This is a genomic window from Brevundimonas sp. UBA5866, assembly GCF_002432125.1.
Lineage (GTDB): Bacteria > Pseudomonadota > Alphaproteobacteria > Caulobacterales > Caulobacteraceae > Brevundimonas.
Window position 1 is genome coordinate 1 of record NZ_DJFS01000030.1, and the last position, 13,783, is coordinate 13,783.

12 protein-coding genes are annotated in these 13,783 nt (G+C 63.6%); 3 read left to right on the top strand and 9 right to left on the bottom strand.

Annotated elements, in window-relative coordinates; translation table 11 throughout:
* The coding region (locus tag B3H86_RS03635; protein WP_292051228.1) for a monovalent cation:proton antiporter-2 (CPA2) family protein at positions 1-1,038 on the bottom strand (1,038 nt) is incomplete at its 3' end.
* A 180-nt stretch (positions 1,039-1,218) separates the two neighbouring features.
* Here B3H86_RS03635 and B3H86_RS03640 point away from each other — a divergent pair.
* From B3H86_RS03640 to B3H86_RS03650, 3 genes are all read left to right on the top strand, one after another.
* Positions 1,219-1,629: a CBS domain-containing protein gene (locus B3H86_RS03640; RefSeq protein ID WP_292051230.1), complete on the top strand. Its 411-nt coding sequence runs from the start codon at positions 1,219-1,221 to the stop codon at positions 1,627-1,629.
* A gap of 120 nt (positions 1,630-1,749) precedes the next feature.
* Positions 1,750-2,352: a hypothetical protein gene (locus B3H86_RS03645; protein ID WP_292051232.1), complete on the top strand. Its 603-nt coding sequence runs from the start codon at positions 1,750-1,752 to the stop codon at positions 2,350-2,352.
* Positions 2,353-2,830: 478 nt separating this feature from the next.
* Entirely contained in the window at positions 2,831-4,825 is a 1,995-nt protein-coding gene (locus tag B3H86_RS03650) for a PAS domain-containing sensor histidine kinase (protein WP_292051234.1), read from the top strand.
* Positions 4,826-4,835: 10 nt separating this feature from the next.
* On the opposite strand, the gene B3H86_RS03655 is transcribed toward B3H86_RS03650, so the two are convergent.
* The 8 genes from B3H86_RS03655 to B3H86_RS03690 form a co-directional block, all read right to left on the bottom strand.
* Positions 4,836-5,330, bottom strand: a complete 495-nt coding sequence (locus B3H86_RS03655) for a periplasmic heavy metal sensor (protein ID WP_292051235.1) — start codon at positions 5,328-5,330, stop codon at positions 4,836-4,838.
* Positions 5,327-5,773 carry a hypothetical protein gene (locus B3H86_RS03660; RefSeq protein WP_292051236.1) on the bottom strand — a complete coding sequence of 149 codons (447 nt, stop codon included), beginning with the start codon at positions 5,771-5,773 and terminating at the stop codon, positions 5,327-5,329. Before B3H86_RS03660 ends, B3H86_RS03655 begins: the two co-directional genes overlap by 4 nt.
* Positions 5,774-5,777: 4 nt before the next feature.
* On the bottom strand, positions 5,778-6,353 hold the full coding sequence (locus B3H86_RS03665) for an RNA polymerase sigma factor (RefSeq protein WP_292051238.1): 576 nt from the start codon (positions 6,351-6,353) through the stop codon (positions 5,778-5,780).
* 220 nt (positions 6,354-6,573) lie between these two features.
* The gene (locus B3H86_RS03670) at positions 6,574-9,477 is read right to left on the bottom strand and encodes a bifunctional [glutamine synthetase] adenylyltransferase/[glutamine synthetase]-adenylyl-L-tyrosine phosphorylase (RefSeq protein ID WP_292051241.1); all 2,904 of its coding nucleotides are present in this window, start codon (positions 9,475-9,477) and stop codon (positions 6,574-6,576) included.
* Positions 9,474-10,895, bottom strand: coding sequence for a sensor histidine kinase (locus B3H86_RS03675; RefSeq protein ID WP_292051242.1), 1,422 nt, complete (start codon positions 10,893-10,895; stop codon positions 9,474-9,476). Before B3H86_RS03675 ends, B3H86_RS03670 begins: the two co-directional genes overlap by 4 nt.
* A 9-nt stretch (positions 10,896-10,904) precedes the next feature.
* Complete coding sequence (locus B3H86_RS03680) at positions 10,905-11,576, bottom strand: response regulator transcription factor (RefSeq protein ID WP_292051244.1); 672 nt, start codon at positions 11,574-11,576, stop codon at positions 10,905-10,907.
* Positions 11,577-11,690: 114 nt separating this feature from the next.
* Positions 11,691-13,229 (bottom strand): Do family serine endopeptidase, encoded by a 1,539-nt coding sequence (locus B3H86_RS03685; RefSeq protein WP_292051246.1) that lies wholly within the window; start codon positions 13,227-13,229, stop codon positions 11,691-11,693.
* A 178-nt stretch (positions 13,230-13,407) separates the two neighbouring features.
* Positions 13,408-13,783: cytochrome c-type biogenesis protein (locus B3H86_RS03690; protein ID WP_292051248.1), on the bottom strand; the 376-nt coding region annotated here is incomplete at its 5' end.

Here is a 13,783-nt window from a genome sequence, read left to right on the forward strand (position 1 = left end):
AAAGGCGAACTCGCCGCCCTGCGCGAACAGGGTCGCGCGCTCCATCGCCTCGCTGTGGGACGCCTTCAGCAAACGGCCGACCGCATAGATGACGGTGGCCTTGGCAATCATGAAGGCGGCCAGTCCTGCCAGAACCATTTGCCACTGGTTGACCACCACCGACAGATCAAGCGCCATGCCGACCGACAGGAAGAACAGCCCCAGCAGAATGGCCCGGAACGGCTCTACATCCGCCTCGAGCTGATGCCGGAACGTCGAGTCCGACAGCAGCACACCGGCCAGAAAGGCCCCCATCGCCATAGACAGGCCCACGGAATCCAGCAGCCACGCCGTACCCGCCACGACCAGAAGCGCCGCCGCTGTCATCACTTCGCGGCCACCGTTACGGGCCATGAAGCCGAACACCGGATTGACCAGATAGCGACCGGCCACCAGCACACCGACCACAGCCGCCACCGCCAGCCCCGCAGTCATCCAGAAGGGCGTGCCGCTGTCTTCGACCGGAACCATGCGCGCGCCGATCAGGGCGACAATGGCCAGCAGGGGCACGATGGCCAGATCCTCGAACAGCAGGATGGATACGGCCCGCCTGCCGCCGGGGGTGGCCAACTGGCCGCGTTCCTCGAGCATCTGCATGATGACCGCCGTGGAGGACATGACGAAACCCATCGCCCCCACAAAGGCCACCGCCAGGGATACCCCCGAGGCATAGGCGATCAGTGTCAGCACCAGACCGCTGAGCAGGACCTGTGCTGTCCCCAGCCCGAATATCTCGCCCTTCATGGCCCACAGGCGGCTGGGCCGCATCTCCAGACCGATAATGAACAGAAAGATGACGACTCCGAACTCTGCCACATGCAGAATGACCTGGGGCTCCTTGACCACCGCCAGACCGAACGGGCCCAGTGCAACCCCCGCCAGCAGATAGCCGAGAACCGAGCCGAGCCCGATCTTTCGTGCGACCGAGACGGCGACCACACCGGCGGCCAATAATGCCGTCACATGGCCCAAACCCAACGTCGCCGCTTCTGAAGCCATCGGCCCTGTCCTGTCTAAAGGCATCCGGCCATAGGACCGGAGGCCTGCGTCATTTTGGCTCCCCCTTCCATCAGATAGCGGCGTTTTGCCCGTTCTCCTAGATGGCTTCAGGGAACAGTTCGCATTGCACAGCGCTAGGACAGGCAGGGCCTTTTGGCCGTCCGTTTCAGGAGACCGGAAATGAAGATCAAAGACCTGATGAGCCGTGATGTCGAAATCGCCCGCCCGGACGACAGCCTGCAGCACGTTGCCAGCCGCATGGCTGCCGGTGACTTCGGCTTCATGCCGGTGGTCGAGGAAGATCGTGTCATCGGCACGATCACCGATCGCGATCTTACCGTGCGCGCTCTCGCCAAAGGGGCCGGGGCCGACGATAAGGTCAGCCAGTATCTTTCGCGCGATGCCATCACGGCACTGGATACGGACGACCTCAAAACCGCGCTGGATCTGATGAGCCGCGCCCGGATCCGCCGCCTGCCCGTGACCGACAAACACGGACGTCTGGTCGGTGTAATTTCGCTGGGCGATCTGTCCGTCAAGGTTAAAGAACGCTACGCCGGAGAGGCTCTGGAAAGCATATCTCAACGCTAAGTTACCGAATAACGTCACTATTTATAGTCACGACATAGAGAGTACGGTAACCATTTCTCCCAAGGGGTCGCTAACGGCTTATGGCTATGGTTAGCGACCTTAAGGTTCGGGGTGGATTCAATGGCACGCGCACAGTTTCAAAAAGGCCAGAAGGTTTGGGTCGAAAGCGTCGGTTTGTGGGCCGATGTGGAACGGGTAATTCCCGTATGGGCCAAAGGCTTCGACGAGCCGGTGCGCGTCACCTATGACGTGGGTCTGGGACGCGAGTTCCAGGGGCATGAACTGCAACTGCCCGAAAACGACACCATGAAAACCGGTCTTGGCAATTGGCGCGTGCTGCGGGCGCGCAACAAATGGCAGGACCAGAACGACTGTGCCCACCACCCTTTCCCGGGTAGCTATCCCGTCGTCGTTACGGATCAGGCCGACTGGGGTGGCTGGCGCGTACCCGGTGCCGAGTACGACCGCATGCCCGAGAAAATCGAGCAACAGGCCCGTATCATCGCCGCCGCACCGGAAATGCTGGCCATCCTGAACCAGCTGATCGACAGCGTGGATGAAAATCCGATGGATGCCCCGCCCGAGGCCCGCCGTCTCGCCGACGCCAGCAAGGCCGTGCTGCGCCGCATCCACAGCCAGCCCATGCCCACCACTAAGCCCGCGCTGACAGAGCATTTGGAACCGTCCGCCAGCCCCGCGCCCGTGGGCGACAAGGCCGCCTGAACCTAACATAACGCGATAAGGTCAAGCTCTCGACAGGTTGCGTCGAAACAGCCTAGTTTGTCCTCTGACGTAAGCAGGGGGGCCTTCTTCGTGCGTGGGATAGAGCGGCGCAATGAAGGCCGGGGACGTCGGGCATCCGACAGACCGGGCCTATGGGGACGTCCCTATGAACGGGCCCTGTTTCTTGCCGCCCTGCTCATCCTGTCGATGGCCCTTTTTCTGGTGGCGCGTGACCAGTCGCGGCCCGAGCGCGAACTGGAAGTCCTGACACAGGAAAACCTGCGGCTGGATGCGCGCCTTTATGCCCAGATCCTCGAAGGGCGGATGGCCTCAATGGACCGTGCCCTGACGCTGGCGGCACGTGAGCTTTCGCTTCGTCCGGACAGGAGCCTTGCGGCACTGGAAAGCGCCGCCGGAACCTTGGACAACAGCGCCCCNNACGCCCCAGGGCACGCCCCTGGTGGCCGTGGGCAGGGGCGTGACCGCCACCGAAGGCATCCTGCTGAACGAAGACCGTCTGAACCTCGGGCGCAGGCTGGCCGATGGGCGTCTGCTGGCCGTTTCGGTCCCCGTGCCGGAGCCTTCGCCCACAGTGCATCAGGGCCGGATCGAGGCGCGCGTCGCCTCGCAGCTGGCACCGGCCCTGTTCGGCACGGCACAGGGCGTCATCCTTCCCGACCCGCAGGGCTTTGACCGTGTGACGGTGGCGCTGGCCGTCGGCGATAGCGGGCTGGCCGTCATGGCCGACCGCCCGGCCCGCTCCCTCTTGGACCGCTGGCGTGACGATGCCCGTCTGCTGGTCATTCCGTTGTGCATCGGGGTGGCGCTACTGCTGTTTCTGGCTTTGCAGACCTTCAGGCAGGAGCGGCGCGGGCGCGAATGGGCCGAGACAGAGCGCCGCTTCCGTGTTGCGGTAGAGGCCGCCCGTTGCGGCGTTTGGGACTGGGATCTGCAAAAGGGCGCGATCATCCTGTCCGACTATATGGCCGAGTTGTTCGAGGTGCCGCCCGGCACGGTACTGGGCCATGTGGATATGATCGACCGTATCCATCCCCACTATCGCGATGCATTTGTCGCGGCACTCGCCGAGGCGCGGATATCGGGGCATTTCGATCTGGCCTTCCCCATCCCGCTGCGGAACGGCGGCGTGCGCTGGGTCGATGTACGGGGTCGGTCGCGCCTGCCGCAGAGACAGGGCGAGTTCACCCAGTTGATGGGCATTGCGCTGGACATTACCGAGGCGCGCCGCATCAAGGCCGCGGCGCAGGCCGCGGAAAGCCGCCTGATCGACGGGATCCAGAGCGTATCGGATGCCTTTGTGCTCTTTGACCGTCAGGGCCGCCTGGTCATGTGGAACCAGGCGTTCCAGGATGCTTTTGACTTCCCCAAGGCCGCCCTGTATCGCGGCGCTCTGAAGAACGATCTGAACCGCATTGCGGCGCAGGCGATCCGCTCGGAGCATCGCAGCGAACAGCGCCGCGCGGGCGTACGCGAGGTCGAGCTGAAAGACGGGCGCTGGCTACAGATGACCGAGCGCTTCACAGGCGACGGCGGCACTGTCGTCATTGCAGCCGATGTGACCCTGATCCGCCAGCAGGAAGCCGAACGCCGCCTTGCGGCCGAGGAGCTCCAGCGCACGGTCAATGAACTGGAGCGCAGCCGCGCCTCCCTGGCGACGCTGGCGACCGAATATGAGGCCGCCATGACCCGCGCCGAGGCGGCCAGCCAGTCCAAGTCGGAGTTTCTGGCCAATATGAGCCACGAACTGCGCACGCCGCTGAATGCCATCAACGGCTTCTCGGAAATCATGGCCAAGGAGATGTTCGGTCCGCTGGGGGATCGCCGCTACAAGGGCTATGCCACCGACATCCATAACTCGGGCAAGCATCTTCTGAGCCTGATCAATGACATCCTCGACATGGCCAAGATCGAGGCGGGCAAGCTGAACCTCTATTATGAGCGTACCGATCTGGCCGCCCTGGGGCGCGATGTCGTGCATCTGATGCGTGGGCGCGCCGAGGAGGCGGGTCTGGCGCTGGCAATGGATGCCCCCGAAGTGGTCGAGGCCGAGATCGACATGCGTGGCATGAAGCAGGTGCTGCTCAACCTCGTGTCCAACGCTATCAAATTCACACCGCGCGCCGGCAGGGTCATGCTGGAGCTGACCCCGCTGATCGAACGCCCCGGCATGGTGCGGGTGGCTGTGCGCGATACCGGTATCGGCATCGCCGCCGAGGATATCAAACGTCTGGCCCAGCCCTTCGTACAGGTCGAGAACCAGCATGCCAAAACAACCCAGGGCACAGGCCTGGGACTGGCGCTGACGAAGTCGCTGATCGAGATGCACGGCTCGGAAATGGTGATCGACAGCGAACTGGGACGCGGCACCACCGTATGGTTCGACATCCCCGTCAAATCAGTGCGCCAGTCCAATACGGCGCAGCCACAGCCACGGATTCACACCGCGGCCTGATAACTGTGATCTATTTCGTCTGAACGTTCGTATCGGTCTTGGATTTGGACGAATGCGGACGATGACGCGACAAGATACGAGCCAGAGCCTTGCGATCATCCGGCTGAAGACCGGACAGAAGATCGACCGCGCCTGTTTCCAGACGCGCACGTCCACGCATTTCGGCAATGCGGGACTGTTCCAGAAGCACATTGACCCGCGACGGGTCATAGTCATCGGAGGTCGTGATCGTAATGGCCTCGCGGCGGGCCGTGCGGGCAGCCTCGAAATCCGGACGCGCGGTCAGCGCCAGTTCACGCAGACTGGCCTTCAGCGGCTCGGCCACCTCGGCCGGGCGGGTGTTGACCAGTTCCATCACCGTTTCACTGCGGCTGGTCCGGACAGTCTCTTCGGCCTGGGACGCGTTCCTAGTCTTGATCCAGACAGCCGTACCGCCCGCAACCAAAAACACATTGAGCGCAGCCGAGACAGCAAGGGCAATTTTAAGCGAACGCGCAGCCATCATCGGTTCAAGTCCAATGCGGCCATTTCCACGCCCAGCAGGTCGGTATCATCGGCCCCCTGCAGGCTGGCCTGATAGAAGACGGTATCGGCACGCATGGGCGCAGACAATTGGTGGGCGATAACCATACCCAGCGCGGCTCCCGCCACGGCGGTCGCAGCCACGCCCGCCCCCGACCACAGCGTCCACAAGGCGCGGCGTACGCGACGGGCGCGATGGCCCGCACTGGCAGCAGACGCGATAATCTGGTCACGCAGCTGTGCCGACGGCGACAGGACAGGCAAACGGATCATGTCGTCCAGAGCCTCGGCCTGTGCCCAGGCGACAGCGAGCTTTGCATCGGAGGCCAGAGCGTATCGTCCGGCCTCGCGCTCGACGGCGGGCCAGCGCGCGAAGTCTGCGCCATAGGCATCAAGAAGGTACTCAAATCGTTCTTTGGTCATCATGATCTCAGTTCCCCCTCCGATTGATACGGGGCCGCGAGGCCAAATCACTCAATGATGTGCGCAATGTCCGCCGCGCACGTGACAACAGGCTCTCCAAAGCTTCGACGCTGATCCCCATCAGCTGCGCCGCTTCGATATTGCCCAACTCCTGATAGTGGCACAGTACAATGGCCTCGCGCTGGCGCTGGGGTAGGCGCATCAGAACCTGCTGGACCCGTTGCCCCGTTTCCGCAGCCAGAATGCCGCGATCGGGCGCCGGACCTTCGTCCACCATATCCGGCACCGTCTCAACCGGGGTTTCCCGACGGCGGCGCAAACGATCATAGCAAAGGTTCAGCGCGACACGGTATAGCCATGTGTCGAATCTGGCCTGCCCCGGTTTCCATTTCCCGGCCTGTTTCCAGATCCGCAACATGGCTTCCTGCGCGACATCCTCGGCCTCGACCGGATCGCCCAGCAAACGGGCGGCCATGTTAAGGATGCGGGGCAGCTTGCGCGCCACCATAGCCTGAATGGCTACAGGTTCCCCCTTGGCCACACGGCTCAGCAGCTCTTCGTCTGGATCTTCGATCCGTGCCAAGTTTGTTACGTGCCTGTGTGGAGATAGAACACAGCCCAAGGCTGTGCGTAAGGTGAAAGTCACCTTTGCCGCACAAACAGGCGTGCGCCAAGGGGCCGCTGGGGCCAACCGGCCACATTGTTCCCACGTCGACACCATCACCTGACCCAAACACCTGTTCCGAGCTGAACCTTAAGGTTACACGCGGCTATCGGTGTTTTCCGTCGATGGGGCTGACCGCCTAGCGGTTATCCACGTCGGCCGGGGCCGGAAGCACGGCTTCAAAAGCCTGCCGTGCGGACTGGCGTATATCGCTCAAACTGGCTTTCAGGGCCTCGAAGTCGGGTTCCTGGGCCGAGACGGCCAAGCGCCGCTGGAAGCCCGCAGGCTCCTGATCCGGGTCACCGCGACCGTCAAAGGCACAGGCCATGATCTGGGCCAGATGCTGATGGTAGATCCACGAACGCGCCAGTACGGGATCGTCGCACAGAGCCTCGACCGTAGACACCGTCAGCGGCCTGCCCTGTGCGGCATTCATCAGTTGGCGGTACTGGCCGACAAACTCGGCATCGACCTGTGCGCCGGCGGTCAGCTTCATGTCCCAGAACCCTTTGGGGCGGCGCTCGCGGTCCATAAGGTCGCGCATACGCCGCACATCGGCGGCAACATCCACACCCGGCCGCGGACGGCGCAGCACCGCCTCAAGCGTATCGGACACCTGGCGGGCGAAACTGTCGCTGGTGGCCCAAACCACACGCGCACGCGTCAGGGCCATGAACTCCCACGTGTCCGCTTCCTGCGCATAGTAGTCGACAAAGGTGTTCAGCCTGACCGACACCGGCCCCTTGGAGCCCGTGGGCCGCAGCCGCATGTCCACCTCATACAGACCGCCCTCTGCCGTATGCGCGGACAGGGCCGCGATCAGGCGTTGGGTAAAGCGGCCAAAGAAGGTTTCAGCCCCCCACCCCTTGCCCTCTGTCATGGCATCGGCAGGTGCGTTGTAGATGGTCATCAGGTCTAGGTCGGAACTGGCCGTCATCTCGCGCGATCCGGCCTTGCCCAGCGCCACGACGGCCACCTCTCCGCCGATCAGCCGTCCACCCATGCGTTCGGCCTCGGCCAGAGCCGCAGGCGACAGGGCCCGCATACAGCCATCGGCCAGCGAGGTATTGGTCAGCCCCGCCTGAATGGCAGAGGTACGCCCCGTGATCACATTCATTCCGATACGGAAGGCTTGCTCGCGGTGAAGTCGGCGCACCACATTCATGGTGCTTTCGAAATCCTCGGCCTCTGCGGCCTCGGCAATCAACTGGTCCACGACGCCCGTATCTTCGCCCAGCGGGATCAGGAAGCGCGCATCCAGCACACCGTCCAGCGCCTGTGGCTGTCGTCCCAGGATGCGGGCCAGACGCGGGGCAAAGGCCATCACCCCCACCACCATCTCGAACAGACGCGGCTGGTTCAGGAACAGAGCCTGCACCTGCACACCCGCCTTCAATCCCGAAAAGAAGGTGGCAAAGCGCCTGAAGGCAGCATCGGGCGCTCCGGTGGCCGCCACCGCCTCCAGCAGGCGCGGTGCCAGACGGGTGAACAGTTCACGCCCGCGTGCGGTCCGGGTGGCGTTGATGTGGCCGTGGTGCCAGTTGCGGATGGTCTCCGACACGCTGGCCGGCTCGGTAAAGCCCATGCGGGACAGTGTTTCCAGCGTGCCCGGATCGTTCTCCACCCCGGTAAAGACCAGGCTGCCGAACTCCGACGACAGCTGCTCGCCGTCATCGAACAGTTCGCCATAGATCCGGTTGACGCTGACCAGCAGTTGCTCGATGCGGGTATCGAACTCGACAAGATCGTCCTCGCCGTACAGGGCGGCCACCTTGGCGCGGGTTTCGTCGTCTACCGGCAGGGCGTGGGTCTGTTCGTCCTGAAGCATCTGAACGCGATGCTCCAGATCACGCAGGACCCTATAGGCCGCCGCCAGCTGGCTGCAGGTTTCGGGGGTGATGTGCCCCGCATCGGCCAAGGCCTGAAGTGCGTCCAGTGTGCGCGGCGAACGCAGCGCAGGATTTCGACCGCCAAGGATCAACTGTTGCGTCTGGACAAAGAACTCGATCTCGCGAATACCGCCGCGGCCAAGTTTCAGGTTCGCACCCGCCGCCTCCAGACCCTCTCCGGTTTTGTAGGTGTGGATCTGTTTCTTGATCGACTGGATATCCAGCACGGCCTGGTAATCGAGACTGCGCCGCCAGATGAAGGGTTTCAGCGCATCGAGAAAGGCATTGCCAGCCGCCATATCACCCGCACAGACCCGTGCCTTGATAAAGGCTGCGCGTTCCCAGTTCTGGCCGACGCTCTCATAATAGGTCAGCGCCATCGGGGCAGCGACCACGGGCGGCGTCGATGACGGGTCCGGGCGCAATCTCAGATCGACACGGAAGACATAGCCGTCCGCCGTCCGCTCGGTCAGCAGGGTGGCCAGACCCTGCGCCAGACGGTTGCAGAAGTTCTGCACCTCGACGCTATCGTCCAGAACCTCCGACAGGACTTCCGGCTCATAGAACAGGCTGAGATCGATGTCCGAGGAATAGTTCAGCTCGAAAGCGCCGCCCTTGCCCATCGCCAGCACGAACAGGCCGGGCACGGGTCCGCCCGGATCGTCCGGCGGGGACAGAAGTTTTCCACGCCGACGCCAGTCTGACGCCGCCGAGCGCAGCGCAGCCTGGGCCGCCGCATCGGCGAAGCGGGCAATCGCGCCCGTCACCTCATCCAGCGTCCATGCCCCGCCCAGATCGGACAGGGCCGTCAACAAATGCAGCTCCGCCTTGAGCAGACGCAGCGGAGACTTGGTTTCGTCTGGCGGGCCATCCAGTGACCGGGTTTCGTGCAGCAGCTCCTCAAGCCTCTGGTCCGGCGAGCGTGTCAGCACACGATGCAGAATGTCCGGCCATCTGCGGGCAATGCCGCCCAGATAGGGCGAAGCGGCAAAGACGGGAGCCAGCGACGGCCACGCCATATCCAGCCCCTCACGCCAGCCCCCCTCGTCCGCCGCTTCGGACAAACGCTCATAAAGGCGTTCGGCGGCGTCCTGATCGCTGACCGGCCCGCACGGGCTGATACGCTCGATCAGTCGGAGAGATTTTTCAGTCATGCGTCTTCGGCTGTGTCTTCGGGAGGCGATGAGGGAGGAAGAACCAGTGCAACACGAAGACCGGGTCCGCGTCCATCAAATGCGCCCGGGCCTTCGTCCAATTCGATACGGCCACCGTGCGCCTCGGCGACGGCAGTCACCAGCGACAGGCCAAGGCCCGACCCCGGCTCGGTGCGGCTGCTGTCCAGCCGCACAAAGCGTTGCAGAACGCGCTCGCGGTCCTCTTCGGGAATGCCGGGGCCGTTATCGGTGACGGAATACTCGATCTCGCCATTGGATTTGCGTCGCGCGCGGAACATGACCGCGCCCCCCGCAGGCGTATATTTGATGGCGTTGTCGATCAGATTGGCCAAGGCCTGGGCGAGGAAGGGCTGGTTGCCCTCGACCCACAGATCCGTGTCGATCTCTGAAGCGAATTCGATCTCTTTCTCTTCGCCCGAAAATTCGTACAGCTCGGCCATGTCGCGGGCCAGGCTGGCCGCATCGAACACCTTGGGATCGGGCGCACCCCCGGCCTGCAGGCGCGCGATGGCCAGGACGGTGTTGAAGGTTTTCAGCAGGCTGTCGGCCTCGCCCAGAGCCAGTTCCAGCGCATCCACACCGTTGATGCGGCCCGCCTCGGCATCGATCAGTGCCACTTCCATCTTGGCCCGCATACGGGTGAGCGGCGAGCGCAGGTCATGGGCGATCGCATCGCCAGCATGCCGGATAGAGGCCATCGAGCCCTCCAGCCGGTCCAGCATGGTGTTCAGCCCCTGCGACAGCTCATCCAGTTCGTCGCCGGAGTTACGGACAGGTATGCGCACCTTCAGGTCGCCTTCCTGAACCGCCGTCACCACCCTGTTCAGACGCCCCATCGCCAGTTCCACGCGACGGCTGATCAGCACCCCGCCGCCGATACCCAGCACAAGCACCAGTATCATCGCCATCCACAGCGCCTGCGTCAGGCGCGACAGATAGGCCTCGATGTCACCCGTATCCTCGCCCACGAACAGGTATTCACCGCCCGACAGGGGGGTATCGATACCGATGGACTGACGGCGCTGGACACGGCCTTCGTCGTCGGTGACGGTCAGGCGGAAGCTTTCCCATTGGCCGCTGTTCACGCCATCGGGGATGTCCGAGATATTGGCCGTCACCACCTGACCTTCGGCATCGCGGAGGCGGTACAGATATTTGTCACCGCGAAGCGTGCGGTCGATGAGGGCCTGGTTCAGCGCGGTACGGCCGCGCGTACGGTAGATGCCGACAAGGGTCTCGACCTCGGCGCGCACACTGACCTCGGCGCGGGCACGCGCCTCTGCCGCCGAGGCCATGTAGACATAGCTCATCACCGCGCTGGCCGTGGCCACGAACAGGGCCAGAAACAGCAGCGTCAGACGGAAAGGCGTACGTCTGAAAAGTGATGGCAGCTTCATAGGAGGCCCTTAGGCCTCCAGCCGGTACCCCGCGCCGCGCACGGTCTGAAGCATGGCACGGTCAAAGCCCTTGTCGATCTTCGAACGCAGGCGGCTGATGTGGACGTCGATGACGTTGGTCTGGGGGTCGAAGTGGTATTCCCACACCTTCTCCAGCAGCATGGTGCGGGTCACCGACTGGCCAGCGTGGCGCATCAGGAATTCCAGCAGCTGGAACTCGCGCGGTTGCAGGTCGATGTCCTGCCCCTCGCGGGTGACGGTGCGGGCGATCAGGTTCATTTCCAGCTCGCCGACCTTGAGTACGGTCTGGACGCCGCCCGTCTCGCGACGGCGCGACAGGGCCTCGACGCGGGCGATCAGTTCAGCAAAGGCATAAGGCTTGACGAGATAGTCGTCGGCACCGGCTTTCAGGCCGACCACGCGGTCTTCAACCTCGCCCAGGGCCGAGAGGAACAATACCGGGGTCTGGTCGCCGCCCTTGCGCAGGGTCTCGACCATGCCGATGCCATCAAGGCGCGGCATCATGCGGTCAACGACATAGACGTCGTAACCGCCTTTCTGGGCCTCGAGCAGACCGAAGGCACCATCTACGGCGTGGGTGACTTCGTGACCGGCCTCGGACAACCCGCGCACCATTGCGGTTGCTGCCTCGGCGTCATCCTCGACAACCAAAATACGCATGAACCCCTCCAGATTGGTATTCGGCGGCAACCTTAACAGATTGCCGCCGAAACCGTGAGTTAAGGCTTCGTCAGGTTTGCACCCAGTTTAGGGCACTTTTCGACGCGAACCCGATCAGTCCTTCTTCAGCGGCAGCACCACCGAACGGTTGACCCCCTGATAGCGGACCATCAGCAGAACACTGGGACGACCGGCGCTGCGGGCGGCATCGACCGCCGCACGGAATGCATTGGCATCGGCCACCACGCGGTTGTTGGCACGCAGGATGACCAAGCCCGGCGGCATGCCGAGTTTACCCGCCTCGGAACCGGCTTCCACAGCCGTCACCACCACGCCGTTGACGTCGGCGGGGATGTCATAGCGCTGGCGCAGGGCTGCCGTGATCGAGGTGACGGTGATGCCCTCGACCTCGGTACCGGCAACCGCCGACGGCGGCGCTTCCGGCGTCTGCCCGCCTTCCATCTGCTGGTTCAGCTCCTCTTCCGAGGGGCGGCGTCCCGCGCGGACATCCACCGTCTGGCGACGGCCTTCACGCAGCACTTCCAGACGCAGACGGTCTCCCGGCTTGGCCGCCGCCACGCGGCGGGTCAGGCTGGTCGCGCCGTCTACCGCCTCGCCGTTGACGGAGATAACAATGTCTTCTTCCCTCAGGCCAGCATCGGCCGCAGGCGAACCGGCAGTCACCTGGGCGACGAAAGCGCCCTTGGTATTGGCATCAAGACCCAGTGCCTCTTTAACGTCGGGCATCAGATCGCCGATCTGGACCCCCAGATAGCCGCGCTCGATCTTCTCGCCGCGCATCAGGCGGTCGGTAATTTCCTTGGCGGTCTTGGCGGGAATGGCAAAGCCGATACCGACCGAGCCGCCCGACGGCGAATAGATGGCCGTGTTGACGCCGATCACGCGGCCATAGATGTCAAAGGTCGGACCACCGGAGTTGCCCCGGTTGATGGCTGCGTCGATCTGCAGGAATTCGTTGGCGACACCGCCGCCGATGTCACGGGACTTGGCCGAGACGATACCGGCTGTCGCCGTACCGCCTAGGCCGAACGGATTGCCGACCGCAATAACCCAGTCGCCGACGCGCGGTTCGGAGTTTTCTTCAAAGCTGACGAACGGGAAGGACTGACCCTCCACCTTGATCACGGCAAGGTCGGAGCCTTCGTCACGGCCGACAAGGCGCGCCTTGAAGGTGCGGCCATCACTGGTTTTGACCGTGATCTCCTCGGCATTGGCAACCACGTGGTTGTTGGTGACGATGGTGCCGTCAGCCGAGATGAAGAAACCCGAGCCACTGCCCGGTGCCAACTGGCTATCCTGTTCGCCTTTCGGGTCCTCGTCGCCCTGGCGCGGGGCCGTAAAGGGGAAGGGGAAGCCCGGAATCTGGATGGTACGCGGGCGCTGGACCCGCGTCTTGACGTCGATCTGCACCACAGCCGGTGCGACCTGTTCAAAGATATCGGCAAAGCTGAGCGGCGCGCCCTGCGGCGGCGCAAAAGCCAGACCGGCCGAACCGGCACTCGGTGCCAGACGTGAAGCCGATGCGGGGGCGGCGTCAGCGGATGGCCACTGGATCACGCCCCCTGCCGTCGCCGCTGCGGCGAAGGTCAGGCCTACAGCGGCACCCAGAATGAACTCCTTGCGTTTCAGCATCGTCGTCCTTGCAGTCTACGATTGGGAATCCGGTGGATTCCACAAACAACGGATATAGGCGTCATCGGTTAAAGCCAATGCCTGCCAGCAAGAATGGTTCGACACAGACCACGGTATTGCCAAGGCTCAACTACGGCAAAACCGAGCCCCCAGATGTCTTATCCGTCACTTAAAGTGACTATTCGGGTGACTTCTCTGTGGCAGACCCGATGAAACGCTCCAGCTCGGCTTCTTCCTGTGCGCTGAGGCTGGCCTCGTCGGAACGACGGCGGCGCGCACGCAGCCACAGGACCAAACCTGTGCCCGCTGCCAGCGCGAACGGCCCCAGCCACAGCACAAGGGTTGCACCGCGGAACGGGGGGGTGAACAGCACATACTCCCCATAACGGCGGACCAGATCCTCACGGATATCCTGATCGGACCGTCCCGCGGCGATCTGTTCGCGCACCAGCCTGCGCATGTCCGCGGCAATGGCTGCCGGACTGTCGGCAATGGCTTCGTGCTGGCACACCACACAACGGATGTCGGTGAACAGGGCGCGGGCGCGCGCTTCC